General features: G+C 71.2%; 15 protein-coding genes. All 15 read right to left on the reverse strand.

Going from position 1 to position 18,921, the window contains the following annotated elements; genetic code table 11:
* Window positions 1–17: 17 nt before the first annotated feature.
* Window positions 18–1,436, reverse strand: a complete 1,419-nt coding sequence (locus IEJ02_RS40295) for an MraY family glycosyltransferase (protein WP_275557491.1) — start codon at window positions 1,434–1,436, stop codon at window positions 18–20.
* 75 nt (window positions 1,437–1,511) lie between these two features.
* On the reverse strand, window positions 1,512–2,801 hold the full coding sequence (gene glyA / locus IEJ02_RS40300; RefSeq protein ID WP_191069321.1) for a serine hydroxymethyltransferase: 1,290 nt from the start codon (window positions 2,799–2,801) through the stop codon (window positions 1,512–1,514).
* A 372-nt stretch (window positions 2,802–3,173) separates the two neighbouring features.
* Window positions 3,174–3,833, reverse strand: a complete 660-nt coding sequence (locus IEJ02_RS40305) for an arsenate reductase/protein-tyrosine-phosphatase family protein (RefSeq protein ID WP_191069322.1) — start codon at window positions 3,831–3,833, stop codon at window positions 3,174–3,176.
* Complete coding sequence (locus tag IEJ02_RS40310) at window positions 3,830–4,477, reverse strand: L-threonylcarbamoyladenylate synthase (RefSeq protein WP_014054918.1); 648 nt, start codon at window positions 4,475–4,477, stop codon at window positions 3,830–3,832. Before IEJ02_RS40310 ends, IEJ02_RS40305 begins: the two co-directional genes overlap by 4 nt.
* Before the next feature lie 47 nt (window positions 4,478–4,524).
* Window positions 4,525–5,370, reverse strand: coding sequence for a peptide chain release factor N(5)-glutamine methyltransferase (prmC, locus tag IEJ02_RS40315; protein ID WP_191069323.1), 846 nt, complete (start codon window positions 5,368–5,370; stop codon window positions 4,525–4,527).
* 54 nt (window positions 5,371–5,424) lie between these two features.
* Complete coding sequence (prfA, locus tag IEJ02_RS40320; protein ID WP_191069324.1) at window positions 5,425–6,495, reverse strand: peptide chain release factor 1; 1,071 nt, start codon at window positions 6,493–6,495, stop codon at window positions 5,425–5,427.
* A 125-nt stretch (window positions 6,496–6,620) separates the two neighbouring features.
* Window positions 6,621–6,845 carry a 50S ribosomal protein L31 gene (gene rpmE, locus IEJ02_RS40325; protein WP_059147681.1) on the reverse strand — a complete coding sequence of 75 codons (225 nt, stop codon included), beginning with the start codon at window positions 6,843–6,845 and terminating at the stop codon, window positions 6,621–6,623.
* Between the two features lie 177 nt (window positions 6,846–7,022).
* Window positions 7,023–8,147 carry an LCP family protein gene (locus IEJ02_RS40330; RefSeq protein WP_191069325.1) on the reverse strand — a complete coding sequence of 375 codons (1,125 nt, stop codon included), beginning with the start codon at window positions 8,145–8,147 and terminating at the stop codon, window positions 7,023–7,025.
* A gap of 380 nt (window positions 8,148–8,527) precedes the next feature.
* Window positions 8,528–10,663 (reverse strand): transcription termination factor Rho, encoded by a 2,136-nt coding sequence (rho, locus tag IEJ02_RS40335; protein WP_191069326.1) that lies wholly within the window; start codon window positions 10,661–10,663, stop codon window positions 8,528–8,530.
* A 402-nt stretch (window positions 10,664–11,065) separates the two neighbouring features.
* Complete coding sequence (gene thrB, locus IEJ02_RS40340; protein ID WP_020868419.1) at window positions 11,066–11,980, reverse strand: homoserine kinase; 915 nt, start codon at window positions 11,978–11,980, stop codon at window positions 11,066–11,068.
* Between the two features lie 983 nt (window positions 11,981–12,963).
* Window positions 12,964–14,082, reverse strand: a complete 1,119-nt coding sequence (gene thrC / locus IEJ02_RS40345; RefSeq protein ID WP_223865245.1) for a threonine synthase — start codon at window positions 14,080–14,082, stop codon at window positions 12,964–12,966.
* A gap of 147 nt (window positions 14,083–14,229) precedes the next feature.
* A complete protein-coding gene (locus tag IEJ02_RS40350; protein WP_137979577.1) occupies window positions 14,230–15,522 on the reverse strand; it encodes a homoserine dehydrogenase in 1,293 nt (430 codons plus the stop codon).
* Window positions 15,523–15,696: 174 nt separating this feature from the next.
* Window positions 15,697–17,112, reverse strand: a complete 1,416-nt coding sequence (gene lysA / locus IEJ02_RS40355; RefSeq protein WP_191069327.1) for a diaminopimelate decarboxylase — start codon at window positions 17,110–17,112, stop codon at window positions 15,697–15,699.
* A gap of 37 nt (window positions 17,113–17,149) precedes the next feature.
* The gene (nrtL, locus tag IEJ02_RS40360; protein ID WP_191069328.1) at window positions 17,150–18,142 is read right to left on the reverse strand and encodes an ArgS-related anticodon-binding protein NrtL; all 993 of its coding nucleotides are present in this window, start codon (window positions 18,140–18,142) and stop codon (window positions 17,150–17,152) included.
* A 209-nt stretch (window positions 18,143–18,351) separates the two neighbouring features.
* The gene (locus IEJ02_RS40365) at window positions 18,352–18,792 is read right to left on the reverse strand and encodes a response regulator (protein WP_256652455.1); all 441 of its coding nucleotides are present in this window, start codon (window positions 18,790–18,792) and stop codon (window positions 18,352–18,354) included.
* Between the last annotated feature and the right edge of the window lie 129 nt (window positions 18,793–18,921).

An 18,921-nucleotide genomic window follows, 5' to 3' on the forward strand; every position in this document is an offset into this window, starting at 1 on the left:
GGCGATGACTGGGGAGATTACTGGGGTGTTCCGATGCGCCGGCGGTGGGTGAAGCGGGACCGGTCGCCGACCGCGGTGGCGCCGTTCACACCGTTCGCCCCGCTGTTCGCTCCGTTGCTCGCGCCGCCGTTCACTCCGCCGTTCATCCCGGAGCCCACCGGCTCGGGCTCGGCCGGCCCCGGCTCCGGGGCGACGGACCCGGCACCGGCCGTGGCCGCCACGGGCTCGGCGGGTGCCCCGGCGCTCCGCTCGGCCCTGGCGATCCGGTTGGCGCGGCGGTAGCGCGGCGGAACGAACGCCTCCGCCCAGCGCGGAACGCGCGGGGTGAACCGCGGCAGCAGCAACAGCACAAGACCGACCCCGCTCAGCGCCACGATCGCGAGCACGAACCACACACCGGCCGAGTTCACCGAGTACGCCACGGCGCCGAAGGCGATCAGCGCCGACCAGAAGTACATGATCAGGACGGCCCGGCTGTGCGAGTGGCCGATCTCCAGCAGCCGGTGGTGCAGATGGCCGCGGTCGGCGGCGAACGGCGACTGGCCCCGCCAGGTGCGCCGGACGATGGCCAGCACCAGGTCGGCGAAGGGCACCGCGATGACGGTCAGCGGCAGCAGCAGCGGGATGTAGACCGGGACGGTGGCGTGCACCGCGGCCTGCTCGGACCCCTCGAACAGCTTCATCGCGTCCGGGTCCACCTGGCCGGTGATGGAGATGGCGCCCGCCGCCAGCACCAGCCCGATCAGCATCGAGCCCGAGTCGCCCATGAAGATCCGCGCGGGGTGGGCGTTGTGCGGCAGGAAGCCCAGGCACATCCCCATGAGGACGGCGGCGAACAGGGTGGCGGGCGCGGCCGCCTCCAGGCCGTAGCCGTACCAGATGCGGTACGCGTACATGAAGAACGCCGCGGCGGCGATGCACACCATCCCCGACGCCAACCCATCGAGCCCGTCAACGAAATTGACCGCGTTGATGGTGATGACGACCAGCGCGACGGTGAGCAGCGTGCCCTGCCAGGGGGTCAGCGAGACCGGCCCCACACCGGGCACCGGAAGCCACAGGATGGTCAGACCCTGGAGCACCATCACACCGGCGGCGATCATCTGGCCGCCCAGCTTGATCAGCGCGTCCACGCCCCACTTGTCGTCCAGCACCCCGAGCAGCCAGATCAGCCCGGCCCCGGACAGCAGCGCCCGTGGCTCGTTGGAGACCTCGAAGACGTCCTTGAGGTTGGTCAGGTGGGCGGCGACCAGCAGCCCCGCGCACAGCCCGCCGAACATGGCGATGCCACCGAGCCGTGGCGTGGGCTCACGGTGCACATCACGGGCACGGATCTCGGGCATCGCACCGGCCGCGATGGCGAATTTCCGCACCGGCCCGGTCAGCAGATAGGTGACCGCGGCCGTGATGCACAGAGTCAGCAGGTATTCACGCACAGGCTGCCCCAGAGGTATCGCTGGCCATCACAGCCCCACACCCTATGCGTGTCGGACGCCTCTCGGTGAACGTACTTACAGACGTCCTACACCTTCGGATGGTTGCATGATTCGGCCCTCGTCCGGATAGGGCGGAAATCTCCCCGCCAGTTCCGCCACCTTTTCCCTTACCACGCCTTCGTCCCGCAACACGGTTCCCATGAGGTTGGCTATGCGCTCCATTTCCGGCGCTCCCATTCCCTGGGTGGTCACCGCCGCGGTGCCAAGACGCAGCCCCTTGACGCATCCCCGGGGGTCGGTGGCGGATGCCAGCGCGCAGGTGTCCAGGACGATCCCGGCGGCCGCGCAGCGGCCCTTCGCGGTGCGTCCGTCCAGGCCCAGCGGGGCCGGATCGGCGGTGATCATATGGGTGTCGGTGCCGCCGGTGGTGACTGCCAGACCCTCCCCGACCAGGGCGTCCGCCAGTACCCGGGCATTGGCCACCACCCGCCGCGCATAGGCGGTGAAGGCGGGCGCCGCGGCCTCGCCGAACGCCACCGCCTTGGCCGCGACGGAGTGCATCTGGGCCCCGCCCTGGGTGAACGGGAACACCGCCCGGTCCACCCGCTCGGCGAGCTCCGCACCGCACAGCAGCATCCCGCCGCGCGGCCCGCGCAGCACCTTGTGTGTCGTTGCGCACACCACGTCCGCGTACGGCACCGGGGACGGCGCCGCCTTTCCCGCGACCAGGCCGATCGAATGGGCGGCGTCGGCGATGAGATACGCGCCCACCTCGTCCGCGACGGCGCGGAAGGCGGCGTAGTCCAGATGACGGGGATAGGAGATCGACCCGCAGACGATCGCCTTGGGGCGGTGGGCGTGGGCGAGCCCGCGCAGCTGCTCGTAGTCGATCAGCCCGGTCGCCGGATCGACGCCGTAGCCGATGAAGTCGAACCAGCGGCCGGAGAAATTGGCGGGCGAGCCATGGGTGAGGTGGCCGCCGTGCGGCAGCGCCATCGCCAGCACCGTGTCCCCGGGCCGCAGCAGCGCGGCGTAGGCGGCCAGCACGGCGGAGGACCCCGAATGCGGCTGCACATTGGCGTGCTCGGCGCCGAACAGCGCCTTGGCCCGGTCCTGGGCCACCCGCTCGGCGATGTCCACGATCTCGCAGCCGCCGTGGTGGCGGGCGCCGGGATACCCCTCGGCGTACTTGTTGGCCAGCGGCGAGGCCAGCGCCGCCAGCACGGCCGGCGAGGCGTAGTTCTCGGCCGCGATCAGCTGGAGTCCGCCGGAGACGCGGTCGATCTCGCTCAGGATGATTCCCGCCAGCTCCGGGTCCTGGCGGGCGAGCCCGGCGAAATCGGGGCCCCAGGGGGTGACGGCCATGGCGTGCTCACAGCCTTCGGAGGCGACAGCGCGTCTCGCTTACGTGGTCACCCCCAATGTAGGCCCCGCGACGCCGCACGGCGCGCCGTACGGCCCGTGAAGGGCCCCTACGCGGTGTCCGGTGGGTCTTTCCCCTCCCCGCCCCTTCCCGTTACCAAGGGCTTCGCCCCTGGACCCCGGGATCCAGGGGCGAAGCCCCGCCTTCCAGCCCCTCCAGGGGGCACCTCCCAGCGGTAGCTGGGGGAGATTGAGGAGCGGGGTCTGGGGCGGAGCCCCCCACGCGGCGGAGCCGCATATCGTCAGGTGTCGGGAAGGGGCGGGTAGGGGACAGTAGCCCGCCGCAGGACTCAAGATCCGTCGGCCCCCCGGGGGCTACGCGGGGGCGGGAACGCCCGTCAGCGCCGTGACGACCGGGTCCAGGGCCTGGTTGATCTCGTCCCCGATGGAGCGGAAGAAGGTGATCGGCGCCCCGTACGGATCGTGCACCTCGTCCGCCTCCTCGTTGGGCGCCAGCAGCCAGCCGCGCAGCGCGGCCGCCGCCTGCACCAGGGCGCGGGCGCGCTCCACCACACCGCCCGCCTCCTCCGGGTCGGGCAGCGTCGCGGGGTCTATGGCCCGCACCAGCCGGGTGAACTCCTTGAGCGTGAAGGTGCGCAGCCCCGCCGAGTGCCCCATCGAGATCACCTGCGCCCGGTGGTCGCGGGTGGCGGTCAGGACCAGGTCGGCGCGGATGACGTGCTCGTCCAGCAGCTCACGGCCGAGGAAGCCCGCCGGGTCGGCCCCGAAGTCGGTCAGGACCGTCGCGGCGTGCGCCTCCATGGGCGCGCCCTCATGGCCCCAGGTGCCGGCGGACTCCACGATCAGACCGCGGGTGCGGGCGCTTCCGAGACGGTGGGCGAGGGCGTGCCGGGTCAGCCGCTCGGTGATCGGCGAGCGGCACACATTACCGGTGCTGACGTGGAGGATGCGGAAGGTGGCCTCGGCGTTCTTCTCACGGTGTTCCGCTATGCCACGCCCCTCAGGGGCTGTCAATTGGCCACCTCGAGGTCGGGTACGACCTCCCGGAGCTGCTCGGCGGTGAGCGCGCCCGCCCGGAGCAGCACCGGCACCTTGCCGGTCACGTCGACGATCGAGGAGGGGACGGCGGCGGGGGTCGGCCCGCCGTCGAGGTACACCGAGACGGAGTCCCCCAGCATGTCCTGGGCGGCGTCGCAGTCCTGCGGGGAGGGGTGTCCGGTCAGATTGGCGCTGGAGACCGCCATCGGGCCGAAGTCCGTCAGCAGCTCGATCGCCACCGGGTGCAGCGGCATCCGGACCGCCACGGTGCCCCGGGTCTCCCCCAGGTCCCAGGTGAGCGACGGCTGGTGCCGGGCGACGAGGGTGAGCGCGCCGGGCCAGAAGGCGTCCACCAGCTCCCAGGCCATCTCGGAGAAGTCGGTGACCAGTCCGTGCAGCGTGTTCGGCGAGCCGACCAGCACCGGTGTGGGCATGTTGCGGCCGCGGCCCTTGGCCTCGAGCAGATCGCCGACCGCCTCGGCGTTGAAGGCGTCCGCGCCGATCCCGTAGACGGTGTCGGTGGGCAGCACGACCAGTTCGCCGCGGCGGACGGCGGAGGCGGCCTCGCGCAGGCCGGTCTTGCGGTCGGTCGCGTCCCCGCAGTCGTATCGCCGTGCCATTTAACGGACCTCCTCGTACGTGGCCAATGGGTGGTGCGGTGCCGCCGTCACGGCATGGCCTTCCGCGCGGTGGCGAACCGGGGCCGGTTGTTCAGGTCGGGGTGGTCGGCGGCGTCCGCCCAGCCACGCTCCTCCGTGAAGATCCACGGCACCTGGCCGCCCTGGGTGTCTGCGTGCTCGATGACCACCACGCCCCCGGGGCGCAGCAGCCGGTGGGCGGTGCGCTCCAGGCCACGGATGACATCGAGGCCGTCCTCACCGGAGAAGAGCGCGAGCTGGGGGTCGTGATCGCGGGCCTCCGGCGCCACGTACTCCCACTCGGTCAGCGGGATGTACGGCGGGTTGCTGATGACGAGGTCCACCTGCCCGTCGAGCTCGGGCAGGGCCGTCAACGCGTCCGCGTGATGGAGAACGACGCGGGACCCCTCGACGTTCTTGCGGGCCCAGCGCAGGGCGCCCTCGTCCAGCTCAACGGCGTGCACCGTGGAGCGCGGCACCTCCTGGGCGAGGGCGAGCGCGATGGCCCCGGAACCGGCGCACAGATCGACGATGAGCGGTTCGACGACGTCCATGGCGCGCACCGCGTCTATCGCCCAGCCGACCACCGACTCGGTCTCCGGCCGGGGCACGAAGACCCCCGGTCCGACCTGGAGCTCGAGATAGCGGAAAAAGGCGCGGCCGGTGATGTGCTGAAGGGGTTCGCGGGCCTCGCGGCGGGCGACCGCCTCCCAGTAGCGGGCGTCGAAGTCGGCGTCGGGCACGCCGTGCAGCTCTCCCCGCTTGACGCCGTGCACAAAGGCGGCGAGCTCCTCCGCGTCGAAGCGCGGTGAGGGCACGCCCGCGTCGGCCAGCCGCTGAGTGGCCTGCGCCACCTCGGCGAGCAGCACGTTCACTGAATTCCTCCAGCCGGTCCGGACAAGGGCACGAAGCGTCTCTCGGTGGGTGGCTCAGCCCGCGGCCGCCAGCTTGGCGGCCGCGTCGGCGTCGACGCACGCCTGGATCACCGGATCGAGTTCGCCGTCGAGCACCTGGTCCAAGTTGTACGCCTTGAAACCGACACGATGGTCCGAGATCCGGTTTTCCGGGAAGTTGTACGTACGGATGCGCTCGGACCGGTCGACGGTGCGGACCTGGCTGCGCCGCGCGTCCGACGCCTCCCGCTCGGCCTCCTCCTGGGCCGCGGCCAGCAGCCGCGAGCGCAGGATGCGCAGCGCCTGCTCCTTGTTCTGGAGCTGGCTCTTCTCGTTCTGGCAGGAGACGACGATGCCGGTGGGCAGATGGGTGATGCGCACCGCGGAGTCGGTGGTGTTGACCGACTGGCCGCCGGGTCCGGAGGAGCGGTAGACGTCGATCCGCAGGTCGTTGGGGCCGATCTCGACCTCGACCTCCTCGGCCTCGGGCGTGACCAGCACACCGGCCGCAGAGGTGTGGATACGGCCCTGGGACTCGGTGGCGGGCACCCGCTGCACCCGGTGCACCCCGCCCTCGTACTTCAGCCGGGCCCAGACGCCCTGGCCGGGCTCGCTGGTGCCCCTGGCCTTGATCGCCACCTGGACGTCCTTGTAGCCGCCGAGGTCGGACTCGTTGGAGTCGATGATCTCGGCCTTCCAGCCGATCCGCTCGGCGTACCGCAGATACATCCGCAGCAGGTCGCCGGCGAACAGCGCGGACTCCTCGCCGCCCTCCCCGGCCTTGACCTCCAGGATGACGTCCTTGTCGTCGCTCGGGTCGCGGGGCACGAGCAGCAGCCGCAGCCGGTCGGTCAGCTGTTCGCGGCCCTGCTCCAGCTCCTTGACCTCGTCCACGAAGTCGGGGTCGTCCTGGGCCAGCTCGCGGGCCGTCTCGATGTCGTCACCGGCCTGCTTCCAGGCGCGATAGGCGGTGATCACCGGGGTCAGCTCGGCGTAGCGCTTGTTGAGCCGCCGCGCCTCCCGCTGGTCGGCGTGGACCGCGGGGTCGGCGAGCCGCTTCTCGAGGTCGGCGTGTTCGCCGATGAGTTCCTCGACCGCCTCGAACATCGGAGGGCTCCCTGAATGGTCTGCGTGGTGGCGTTGCGGAAAGGTGCCGGAGGGCCGGTGACGACAAAACGCCGGTCCGGTCGCCCCAGGGAAGGGACGACCGAAGACCGGCGCCGTGCGGGTCGCTACTTCTTGGCGGACCCGGCGTTCTTGCCGAAGCGGGCCTCGAACCGCGCCACACGGCCACCGGTGTCGAGGATCTTCTGCTTGCCCGTGTAGAACGGGTGGCACTCGGAGCAGATGTCGGCGCGGATGGCGCCGCCGCTCACGGTGCTACGGGTGGTGAAGGAGGCGCCACAGGTGCAGCTGACCTGCGTCTCGACGTACTCCGGGTGGATGTCGCGCTTCAAGGGATTCTCCTAGGTTCGGGAGGGCACCGGGTCGACGGGCGGGTTGCCTGTCGTGAACCGGGACCGACGATCCAGTTTGCCAGTACTGGCCGCATCCCCCAAAACCGGGGGGCGGGTCGGGATATTCCCGGCCCGCCCGTGAGGCTGCCGGACGCCCTCGGACGACCGTGGACGGCCCTACTTGACGACCTTGCCCGCGTCGGTGGCGTCGCCCGCGGAGCCCTTGGTGGCGGAGGCGGGGACCGGCTGGTCATGGCGGAGCGCGGTCCATATCAGCTTGGCCTTGCGCTCCATGGGCAGCACCCGGGCCGGGTTCTGCGGGTCGTACTCGACCGGCAGCGTGGTCATCTTCATGTTGCCCGAGCCGATGCCCTTCAGGGACTCGGCGAAGCCCTTCAGCTTGCTCACCGAGGCCAGCTCGGAGTCGGTGGTGAGGGCCTTGGTGGAGGTGTCCGCGAGGTCGTAGAGCTTCTTCGGGTTGCCGAACACGTCCACGTGCTTGATCTGGTCCAGCAGCGCCTTGACGAACGCCTGCTGGAGCTTGATCCGGCCGAGGTCACTGCCGTCGCCCACGCCGTGCCGGGTGCGCACCAGGCCCAGCGACTGCTCCCCGTTCAGGGTGTGCGGGCCGGGCTCGAGGTCGAGGTGGCTCTTGGGGTCGTGGATCGGGGCGGTGGTGGTGAGGTTGACGCCGCCGAGGTCGTCTATCAGCTGCTTGAAGCCGGAGAAGTCGACCTCGAGGAAGTGGTCCATGCGTATGCCCGTCATGGACTCGACGGTCTTGATGGTGCAGGCCGGGCCGCCGGCCTCGTAGGCGCTGTTGAACATGGCCGCCCGCACGGCGGGCGTCTGCTGCCCGCCCTTGGTGGTGCAGGAGGGCCGCTGGATGAGGGTGTCGCGCGGGATGCTGATGACGCTGGCCTTCTTGTGGCCCTTGTAGACGTGGACGATCATCGCCGTGTCGGAGCGCGAGGTGCCCTCGTCCGTGCCGTACTTGGCGTTCTTGCCGGCCCGGGAGTCGGAGCCGAGGACGAGGATGTCCATCGAGCCGTCGTCGACGTTCTTCGGGCGGTTGGCGCCGAGGGCGGCGTTGACGTCGACGCCGGTGAGGTTGCCGTTCAGCTTGTAGTAGAGGTAGCCGAGTCCGGCACCGCCGAGCACCAGCACGGCGGCCAGCGTCCACACCGTGTAGAGCACGGCCCTACGGCGCGTGCTGGGCCGCTTGCGACGGCGCCCGGCCGTCGCCCCGCGGGCGCGGTGGCGGCCCGGGCTCACCGGTGCGTTGCTGCTGTCCTCGGCCATGTGCTCCTCAGTTCTCTTTAGCTGCCCGAGTACCCCCTGCCGTCACGGTCAGGCGTGGCGTCGCGTTACGCGGTGGAGTCAGCCTGTGTTCCGGCCCCGTGTTCCGGCCCGTATTCCGGCCCGTATTCCGACCTGACAGATGGGAGGCCGGCCGCCAGGGTTGCATATGTGCCATGGCCGGTTTTCGCCTGGGCCGCCGGGCGCACTGTTCGCCCCGTTCGTCCGCCTTACCGCTCTCACCTGCACTTTCGCAGGCGATAACATGATCAGAACCGGTCTGTGGCCTGGCCGGAAGATGTGGCTCACCTCTCATGAAACGCAAACGAGGCCCCCCGTGGTGCGGGGGGCCTCGGCTACGGAGCGTTCCGGCGGGTGTCCGGTCAGTCGCCGTTGTTGCCCGGGGTGGGCGTGGTCTTGGCGATCTGCATCAGGAACTCGGCGTTCGACTTCGTCTGCTTCATCTTGTCCAGCAGCAGCTCAATGGCCTGCTGGGAGTCGAGCGCGTGCAGCACCCGGCGCAGCTTCCAGACGATGTTCAGCTCCTCCGGCGCCAGCAGGATCTCCTCCTTGCGGGTGCTGGACGGATCGACGTCCACCGCGGGGAAGATGCGCTTGTCGGCGAGCTTCCGGTCGAGCTTGAGCTCCATGTTGCCGGTGCCCTTGAACTCCTCGAAGATCACCTCGTCCATGCGCGAGCCGGTCTCGACCAGCGCGGTGGCCAGGATGGTCAGCGAGCCGCCGTCCTCGATGTTGCGCGCGGCGCCGAAGAACTTCTTCGGCGGGTAGAGCGCGGTCGAGTCGACACCACCGGACAGGATGCGGCCGGAGGCGGGCGCCGCCAGGTTGTAGGCACGGCCCAGGCGGGTGATCGAGTCCAGCAGGACGACCACGTCATGGCCCAGCTCGACCAGGCGCTTGGCCCGCTCGATCGCCAGCTCCGCGACGGTGGTGTGGTCCTCGGCCGGGCGGTCGAAGGTCGAGGAGATGACCTCGCCCTTGACCGACCGCTGCATGTCGGTGACCTCTTCCGGCCGCTCGTCGACGAGGACGACCATCAGATGGCACTCGGGGCTGTTGCGGGTGATCGCGTTGGCGATCGCCTGCATGATCATGGTCTTACCGGTCTTCGGCGGAGCCACGATCAGACCGCGCTGGCCCTTGCCGATCGGTGCGACCAGGTCGATGATCCGGGTCGTCAGCCCGCCGGCCTCGGTCTCCAGACGCAGCCGGTCCTGCGGGTAAAGCGGCGTCAGCTTGCCGAACTCCGGCCGCCCGCGCCCGGTTTCGGGCGCCATGCCGTTCACCGAGTCCAGCCGGACCAGCGCGTTGAACTTCTCGCGGCGCTCGCCCTCGCGCGGCTGACGGACCGCGCCGGTGACGTGGTCGCCCTTGCGCAGACCGTTCTTGCGGACCTGGGCGAGCGAGACGTACACGTCGTTCGGGCCCGGGAGGTAGCCGGAGGTCCGGATGAACGCGTAGTTGTCGAGGATGTCGAGGATGCCCGCGACGGGGATCAGCACATCGTCCTCGGACACCTGCGGCTCGTTGCCGAAGTCGTCGCGGCCACGGCGGCCACGCCGGTCGCGGTAGCGGCCGCGGCGCCCGCGGCGACCGCCCTCGAAGTCGTCGTCGCCCTCGTCGGCGCGCTGCTGGCCCTGGCCGCGCCCGTCGCGCTGCTGACGGCCGCCGCCCTGCTGGCCGTCCTCGCCCTTGCCGCGGCGGTCGCCGCGGTCGCCGCGGTCGCGCTGGCGGTCCCGGCGGTCGCCCTTCTGGCCGCGCTCCTGGCGGTCACCGCCCCTGGCGCCCTTGCCCTCGGCGGTGTCGGCGGCGGCCTCGGCCTTCCCGTCGCCCTTGGGCTCGGTCCTGGCCTCGGTCCTGGCCTCGGTCTTGGCGGCGACGTCGCTGCGCGCCTCCGTCTTGGTCTCGACAGCGGTGGCCGTGCCCCCGGAGTCGGGGGTGGTGGCGGGCGCGGTGGCCCGGCGGCGGCGGCGCTCACCGGCCGGCTGCTCATCGCCGGCGGGCTCTCCGGGCTGGCCGGGGATCTCGATCTGCGTCGGCGCGGCGGCCTTCTCCTCGGCGTCGGCCTTGTCGGCCTTCTCCGCCTTCCCGGCGGACTTCGAGGACTTGGCGCCGGTCTTCTCCTCGGCGTCGTCGCCCGTACGGGCCCGGGAGGTGGTACGGCGCTTCGGCTTGGTCACCCCCTCCGCGTCGGACGGAGTGCTCTCGGAGCCCTGGGCGGAGCCGGAGCCCGCGGCCTGCTTCTCCTTGATGACCTCGATCAGCTGGCCTTTGCGCATCCGCGCGGTGCCCCTGATGCCAAGGCTCGAGGCGAGCTGCTGCAGCTCGGCCAGGACCATGGCGTCGAGGCCGGTGCCCGAGCGGCGTCGCCGCGGGGCAGCGCCAGTGGCAGCACCGTTGGCGGGCGCGGAAGCGTCCGTGGCGGGCGCGTTGTTGCCGACACCGCTGTCGGAGGTGCCGGAGGCGTTCACGCCCATCAGATCGGTGGTGTCGCTCACGAAGGGTCCTTCCCTGGAGCGGGCGTCGGCCTGTCTGGCTCGGCGACCGGTTGTGCTGTCCGGCTGTGGTCCTTCCGTTACGGACCGGGCCGGGGCGGTGGTCCGCCGGGGTACGGCGGAGAGATCAGTTCATGGTTCCGACGCGGCGGAGGATTCACGAGAATCCGCCACGCCGATTCCGGAGCGTGCTCGATACTGCTCAGGCAGGCTGCTCAGGCAGTGTGGGAGGCTCCCGGAAGAAGGGTGGTCCCTGATGGGGACACTGAGCACCTCGCCTCCGAGTACATCCAAGAGGCATCGAGTGCAGACTTGAGGTTAACACTACCGGATCCAACAAACATTCCCCCTCTCCAAGACCGGCTATAGAGTTTTCCCGGCTCCGGGGCACCCCGGATCGCGGTGTCAGGTGAGCGGCAGGACGCTCGCCCCCCCGGCGTCGAGAGCCAGCCGGTTGGCCGCCCACCCCTCACCCGCCAGTCGTGCGACCTTGTCGGCCGCACCGTCCTCGACCAGCGCGAGCACCGTGGGGCCCGCGCCGGAGATGACCGCGGGGACGCCGTCCGCTCGCAGTCGGTTCACCAGGCTCACGCTCTCGGGCATCGCCGGAGCACGGTATTCCTGGTGCAGCCGGTCCTCCGTCGCGGCGAGCAGCAGCTCAGGACGCCTGGTCAGGGCCTCGACGAGCAGTGCGGCCCGGCCCGCGTTGACCGCGGCGTCCACATGCGGGACGGTGCGCGGCAGCAGGCCGCGGGCGGTCTCGGTGAGCACCGGCCGGCCAGGGACGAAGACCACCGGAACGATGGAATCCGCGGGGTCCATCCTGATCGCCCGGGCGGACCCCGCGTCCGTCCAGGCCAAGGTGAAGCCGCCGAGCAGACAGGCGGCGACATTGTCGGGGTGGCCCTCGATCTCGGTGGCCAGCTCCAGCATCGCCGCGTCGTCGAGCCGCTCGGCGCCGCCTATGGTCACCGCGCGCGCGGCGACGATCCCGGCGCAGATGGCGGCGGAGGATGAGCCCAGGCCCCGGCCGTGCGGGATGCGGTTGGCGCAGACCAGCTCGAGGCCGCGGGGCTGCCCGCCCAGCAGGTCGAAGGCGGTGCGCAGGGAGCGTACGAGCAGATGGTTCTCGTCGCGCGGAAGCGACTCCGCGCCTTCACCGGCGATGTCGACGTGGAGACCGGAGTCGGCCACCCGGACCACCACGTCGTCGTAGAGGCCCAGGGCCAGGCCGAGGGCGTCGAAGCCAGGACCGAGATTGGCGCTCGAGGCGGGGACGCGCACTCGGACGGCGGCGGCGCGGAACGCTGGACCGGCCATCGCTCGATGACTCTCCTTGTGGTTACGTGCGATTGCTCGAAGAGGTACGGAACACCGCGAGGGCCGTGACAAGTACGGCGACGCCGCGCAGAGGCGAGCGCTCTCTGCGTCGGGGCGGATTCAGTACAGCCTATCGAAGGAAGGTTCTGTGGCGACATAGGGCGCACGGGAGGCGCACGATGCGTGTCGCGCTCCCTGCCATCGTCCGCGCCCACTCTACTGGAGCGCTCCGCGCGCCCTCGCGCTTCTCTGCCACCACTTGAGTGGATCTTTAGAGAAGCCACGGAGGGGGCCCGGCGGGCCGGGGCCGACGGGCGCGGAGGAGCCGGGGCGGAGCCCCACCCTCCAGCCCTTCCGGCGCTTGAGGAGCGGGAGCCGGGAGCGGAGCCCCACCTTCCAGCCCTTCCGGCGCTTGAGGAGCGGGAGCCGGGAGCGGAGCCCCACCCTCCAGCCCCTCCGGCGCTTGAGGAGCGGGGCCAGGGGCGGAGCCTCACCTTCCAGCCCCTCCGGCGCTTGAGGAGCGGGGGCCGGGGGCGGAGCCCCCGGTTTCGGGAAGGGGCGGGGAGGGGAACNCTCCAGCCCCTCCGGCGCTTGAGGAGCGGGGCCAGGGGCGGAGCCTCACCTTCCAGCCCCTCCGGCGCTTGAGGAGCGGGGGCCGGGGGCGGAGCCCCCGGTTTCGGGAAGGGGCGGGGAGGGGAACAGCCCGCCGCAGGCGACACGGTCCACCGGACACCGCCCAGCCCCACGAGCCAGGGCCGAAGCGGGCGCCAAGGGGCCCGGCGGGCCGCGTCAGGCGNACCGGACACCGCCCAGCCCCACGAGCCAGGGCCGAAGCGGGCGCCAAGGGGCCCGGCGGGCCGCGTCAGGCGGCCCGCCGAAACCCCCGTCGCACCAGGTCCCGGCCCCGGCCAGGGCCGCGCCGTACCGGACCGGCCCGCCCGGGCCGCGCCGCGGGCCCGCCCCGGGCGGCGCGTCGCGTCGTATCAGCCCAGCCCAAGCCGCACGGCCGCGGCGTCCGCGTCCACCGGCACCACGACCGGCTGCGGCGCGCCCGCCACCGCCCAGTCCGGGTCCTTGAGCCCGTTCCCGGTCACCGTGCAGACGATGCGCTGGCCCGGGTCGACCAGCCCCTGCTCGGCCGCCTTCAGCAGACCCGCCACGCTCGCCGCGGAGGCGGGCTCGACGAAAACGCCCTCCTGGGCGGCGAGCAGCCGGTAGGCGGCGAGGATCTGACGGTCGGTCACCTCGTCGATGAGCCCGCCGGACTCGTCGCGCGCCTGCTCGGCGAAGGTCCACGAGGCCGGGTTGCCGATGCGGATCGCGGTGGCGATGGTACTCGGCTCCTTGACCGGCTCACCCCGCACGATCGGCGCCGCGCCGGACGCCTGGAAGCCCCACATCCGGGGCGTACGGGAGGCGCGCGGCTCGCTGTCGGCGAACGGCGCCGCGTACTCCGTGTAGCCCTTCCAGTAGGCCGTGATGTTGCCCGCGTTGCCGACCGGCAGCACATGGATGTCGGGCGCGTCCCCGAGCATGTCCACGATCTCGAAGGCGGCGGTCTTCTGGCCCTCGATCCGGGCCGGGTTGACCGAATTGACCAGCGCCACCGGGTACTTCTCCGACAGCCCGCGCGCCAGCGTCAGGCAGTCGTCGAAGTTGCCGTCGACCTGGAGGATCTTCGCGCCGTGGACGAGGGCCTGGCCCATCTTGCCCAGCGCGATCTTCCCCTGCGGGACCAGCACCGCGCAGACCATCCCGGCCCGTACGGCGTACGCCGCCGCCGAGGCCGAGGTGTTGCCGGTGGAGGCGCAGATGACGGCCTTGGCGCCGCCCTCCTTGGCCGCGCTGATGGCCATCGTCATCCCGCGGTCCTTGAACGACCCGGTGGGGTTCGCGCCCTCGACCTTGAGATGTACCTCACAGCCGGTGCGCTCGGAGAGCACCTGCGCCGGGACCAGCGGCGTACCGCCCTCGCGCAGGGTGACGACGGGGGTCGTCCCGCTGACCGGGAGGCGATCGCGGTACTCCTCGATGATGCCCCGCCAGCCGTGCCACTGGCGGGTGCCGGACATTCGAGGCCCGGCGTCGGTGATTGCGTTCATGATTTTCCTTACTCTCCGCTCACCCTCTGTTCGGCCTCAGCGCGGGCGTTGCCCGACCTCTGCCCGGCCTCTGCTCGCCCACGACTCGTCCTCTGTCCGCCAGCTACTAGCCCGCTGCTAGCCCGCTGCTAGCCCGCTACCGGCCCTCTACTCGCCCTCGACCCGCATGATGCTCGCGACATCGCGGACGGTGTCGAGCCGGCGGAGCGCCTCCACGGTCGACGTCAGCGCGGCGTCGCTCGCGCGGTGGGTCACAGCGACGAGGGACGCCTCGCCGTCCTTCCCCTGCTGGCGGACCGTATCGATGGACACGCCGTGCTCGGCGAAGACCGTGGCGACCTGCGCCAGAACTCCCGGTTTGTCGGCGACGTCCAGGCTGATGTGGTAGCGAGTGACCACATCGCCCATCGGACTCACCGGGAGCCGGCTGTAGGCGGACTCCCCGGGTCCGGTGGCGCCCGCCAGCTTGTTGCGGCAGGCGGCGACGAGGTCGCCGAGGACCGCCGAGGCGGTCGGCGAACCGCCCGCGCCCGGACCGTAGAACATCAGCTTCCCGGCGGCGTCGGCCTCCACGAAGACCGCGTTGTACGCCTCGCGGACGGAGGCGAGGGGGTGGCTCAGCGGAATCATCGCCGGATGCACCCGCGCGGTGACCGAGCGGCCGTCGGCGGCCCGCTCACAGATCGCGAGCAGCTTGACGGTGCAGCCCATGCGCTTGGCGGAGGCGATGTCGGCGGCGGTCACCTCGGTGATGCCCTCGCGGTGCACATCGTCGAGGGTGACCCGGGTGTGGAAGGCGATCCCGGCGAGGATCGCGGCCTTCGCGGCGGCGTCGAAGCCCTCGACGTCGGCGGTCGGGTCGGCCTCGGCGTAGCCCAGGGCCGTGGCCTCGTCCAGCGCCTCGCTGTAGCCGGCGCCGCTGGAGTCCATCCGGTCGAGGATGAAGTTGGTGGTGCCGTTGACGATGCCGAGGACGCGGTTGACCTTGTCGCCGGCGAGCGACTCGCGCAGCGGCCGCACCAGCGGGATCGCCCCCGCGACAGCGGCCTCGTAGTAGAGGTCCGCGCGGCGCTGCTCGGCCGCGGCGTGCAGCGCCGCGCCGTCCTGGGCGACCAGCGCCTTGTTCGCGGACACCACGCTCGCGCCGTGGTCGAAGGCGGTGGTGATGAGGGTGCGGGCGGGCTCGATCCCGCCGATGACCTCGACCACCACATCGATGTCCCCGCGTTTGACCAGGGCCGTGGCGTCGGTGGTCACCAGCTCCGCCGGCACCCCCTCCCGGACCCGGCCGGGGCGGCGCACGGCGATCCCGGCCAGCTCGACCGGGGCCCCGATGCGCGCCGCGAGGTCGTCCGCGTGCGTCGTCATGATGCGCGCCACCTCTGAGCCGACCACTCCACAGCCCAGCAGCGCCACTTTCAGCGGACGCGTACGCATCATCCGACCTCGTTTCTCATCCATCGCGTTAAGGCATCAGCGCGTTAGTGCACCAGTCTCATGCACTGGACGGGATTTCCTGTCCCGGGTCCAGTATCCGAGATCCATTTCTCGCTAGCCGATTCCCACCGGCGGGAAGCGGGTCGCGGGTAGCGGGTAGCGGGTAGCGGACCCTCGCTAGCCGACATCGAGTCGCAGAAGATCTTCCTCCGTCTCGCGCCGGACGATCTCGCGCGCCTGCCCGTCCCGTACGGCGACGACGGGCGGCCGGAGCGCGTGGTTGTAGTTGCTCGCCATCGAGCGGCAGTACGCGCCGGTGGCGGGGACGGCGATCAGATCGCCGGGCGCCAGATCGGCGGGCAGGAAGGCGTCCCGTACGACGATGTCGCCGGATTCGCAGTGCTTGCCGACGACGCGGGAGAGCATGGGCTCGGCGGTGGAGGCGCGGGAGACCAGCGCCACCGAGTACTCGGCGTCGTAGAGCGCGGTACGGATGTTGTCGGACATCCCGCCATCGACGCTGACGTACGTCCGCAGCCCCGGCAGCTCCTTGACCGTGCCCACCTCGTAGAGCGTGAACGCGGTCGGCCCGACGATCGCCCGCCCCGGCTCGACCGACAGCCGCGGCACCGCGAGCCCGGCCGTGTCGCACTCCCGGTGCACGATGTCGCGCAGCGCCTTGGCGATCTCCTGCGGCTCGCGGGGGTCGTCCTCCGAGGTGTACGCGATGCCGAGGCCGCCGCCGAGGTCGATCTCGGGCAGCTCGACGCCGTGCTCGTCGCGGATCTCCTTGAGCAGCCCCACGACCCGGTGCGCCGCGACCTCGAACCCGGACGTGTCGAAGATCTGCGACCCGATGTGCGAGTGGATGCCGACGAGCTCGAGCCCGTCGAGCTTGAGCGCCCGCCGCACGGCCTCGGCGGCCTGCCCGCCCGCGAGCGGAATGCCGAACTTCTGGTCCTCGTGGGCGGTCGCGATGAACTCGTGGGTATGCGCCTCGACACCCACGGTGACCCGGATCTGCACCCGCTGACGCTTGCCGAGCCGCTGGGCGATGTGCGCGACCCGCACGATCTCCTGGAACGAGTCGAGCACGATCCGCCCGACGCCCTCCTCGACCGCCCGCTCGATCTCGGCGGTGGACTTGTTGTTCCCGTGCAGCGCGATCCGCTCGGCGGGCATCCCGGCGGCGAGCGCGGTGGCCAGCTCCCCGGCGGAGCACACGTCGAGGTTGAGCCCCTCCTCGTCCAGCCAGCGCACGACGGCGCGGGAGAGGAACGCCTTCCCGGCGTAGAACACGTCCGCGTCCTCCCCCTCCGCCTTGGACGCATCCCCCTTGAACGCCTCCCGCCAGGCCCGGCAGCGGGCCCGGAAGTCGGCCTCGTCGAGGAAGTACGCGGGCGTCCCGAACTCCTCCGCGAGCGTCTTGACGTCGATCCCGCCGACGGTCACGACACCATCGGCGTTCCGGCCGACCGTACGGGACCACACGCGCGGATCGAGCTGATTGAGATCGGCGGGCGGCGCGGCGTAGTGCCCCTCGGGAAGGACATCGGCGTGGCGGGGCCCGGCGGGATGGGCGGAACGGCTCATGCTGTCTCTGCTGTCTCTCTCAAGGTCTTACAAAGGTCTACAGATGTTCGGGTGCGCTGATGCCGAGCAGATGCAGGCCGCCGGCGAGCACCGCTCCGGTGGCGTCGGCGAGGGCCAGCCGGGAACGGTGGACGGCCGAGGGTTTGTGCTGGTGGGAGGGCAGGGCCGGGCAATCGTCATGGAACCGGAAGAAGGCATCGGCGACGCCGACGAGATGGCGAGCGAGCTGGTCGGGGGCACGATGCCGGGCGGCGGCCTCGAGGGTCCGGGGGTGATCGGCGAGGAGGCCGAGAAGGCCGATCTCGGCGGGGTGGTCGTAGACCCCGGCCTCGGGCTGGAGCTCGGACGTGATGCCGAGCTGGCCGGAGTTCCGCATCAGAGCGCGGGTACGAGCATGGGCGTACTGAACCCGGAAGAGGGGGTTGTCCTCGCGCTGGGAGAGAAGACGGGCGGGGTCGAGATCGGGCAGATCATGCCGGGCGGGCCGGAGCAGCGCCCAGCGGGCGGCGTCGGCCCCGAGGGAGCGGAGCAGCTCAGCCCCGGAGACGGGAACCGGCCGAACAATAGGCCCCTGACCAGGAACAACGACTCCCCCGACGGCGTGGACGAGCCCCCGCACAACATGAGCGACCAAGGCGGCCCGCACCTCGTTCGCAGCCCCAAGGGGGACCGATACCCCGGCAAGCGCCTCCCCGTGCCCGTAGCGAGAGCCCTGGGAGAGAACGTCCCGCACGAGCTGAGCATGGGAGGTGGCATCAAGGGTGATGTTGAGAAACCCGGGGTCGGCGACATCAACGCGGGCGATCCCGGGCGTACGCAGAAGCCGCCGCCGCAAAACCTGGGCGATACCCAGCGCATCCCCACCGCCTCTGGCCAGCAGCAGAGCAACATTAGTGGCGTAATCCCCACACCCGGGCCGAGGCGGAGTCCGCACCTTCACCCGCTCCGGCACGGCGACGCACAGCTCGTCGTCCTCAACGGCACGACGCACGGTGTGCAGCACGGTGCGGGAGAGCTGGGCGGGAGTCACGGGACCAGCGTATGGGAGGAGGGGGGTACGAAAGCGAACCGGTTTCGCCCTTCGGACGGCACCCGCAAGCCGGACACCAAACCGGAACCCGAGCTCCCCGGAGCGCACCGACGCAAGCGAAGACGGGAACACACCGGGGAGACCGGACCAGCCCCAAGCGGTCCCCGAGGGAACCGGAGGAACCGGAAGAGGGGGCCGGGGCCCACCCACTACCCGGTGGGCCCCACAACAGGCTCGGCATCACCAGGCGCGGCCGCACCGGTCGCACCGGCCGCCCCCTGCCGCATCAGCCGCCGCACGAGCTCGACAAGATCGACGGGCTCGAAGGGTTTCGCGAGGAAGGCATCGACGCCCAGCGCCTTCCCGCTGTCCATCTCGTACTGCGTACACGCACTGATGATCGCGACGGGCACATGACACGTACGAGCATCAGCACGCAGCCTCGACGCCGTATGCAGCCCATCGAGTCTGGGCATCACGACATCGAGAGTGATCACATCGGGCCGCACCTGGTGAACGATCTCCAGGCACTCGGCACCATCGGCCGCGGTCACGACCTCGAAGCCCTCCAGCTCGAGGTTGACCCTGATCAGCTGCCGGATGACCTTGTTGTCGTCGACGACAAGGACCCGGCCGGACAAGCCAGGCACATCCTGAAGAGTAGGCGCGCACCCGCGGCTGCGTCCGGGTTTTCCCCACTTCCGCCCCGTGCGAGGGACCTTTCCCCAAGACCCCTGCGCCCCACCCTCCACATGCGGTATACGCCCCTCCGCTCCCAC

This window comes from Streptomyces sp. 5-10, from assembly GCF_014712245.1.
GTDB classification, from domain to species: Bacteria; Actinomycetota; Actinomycetes; order Streptomycetales; family Streptomycetaceae; genus Streptomyces; species Streptomyces violaceusniger.

Bases quoted from the DNA above. Each gene is read 5' to 3' on its own strand.
- glyA (WP_191069321.1), bottom strand. From the start codon at position 2,801: ATGGCCGTCACCCCCTGGGGCCCCGATTTCGCCGGGCTCGCCCGCCAG.
- IEJ02_RS40310 (WP_014054918.1), bottom strand. From the start codon at position 4,477: ATGGCACGGCGATACGACTGCGGGGACGCGACCGACCGCAAGACCGGC.
- prfA (WP_191069324.1), bottom strand. From the start codon at position 6,495: ATGTTCGAGGCGGTCGAGGAACTCATCGGCGAACACGCCGACCTCGAG.
- IEJ02_RS40330 (WP_191069325.1), bottom strand. From the start codon at position 8,147: ATGGCCGAGGACAGCAGCAACGCACCGGTGAGCCCGGGCCGCCACCGC.
- thrB (WP_020868419.1), bottom strand. From the start codon at position 11,980: ATGGCCGGTCCAGCGTTCCGCGCCGCCGCCGTCCGAGTGCGCGTCCCC.
- thrC (WP_223865245.1), bottom strand. From the start codon at position 14,082: ATGAACGCAATCACCGACGCCGGGCCTCGAATGTCCGGCACCCGCCAG.
- IEJ02_RS40350 (WP_137979577.1), bottom strand. From the start codon at position 15,522: ATGATGCGTACGCGTCCGCTGAAAGTGGCGCTGCTGGGCTGTGGAGTG.
- lysA (WP_191069327.1), bottom strand. From the start codon at position 17,112: ATGAGCCGTTCCGCCCATCCCGCCGGGCCCCGCCACGCCGATGTCCTT.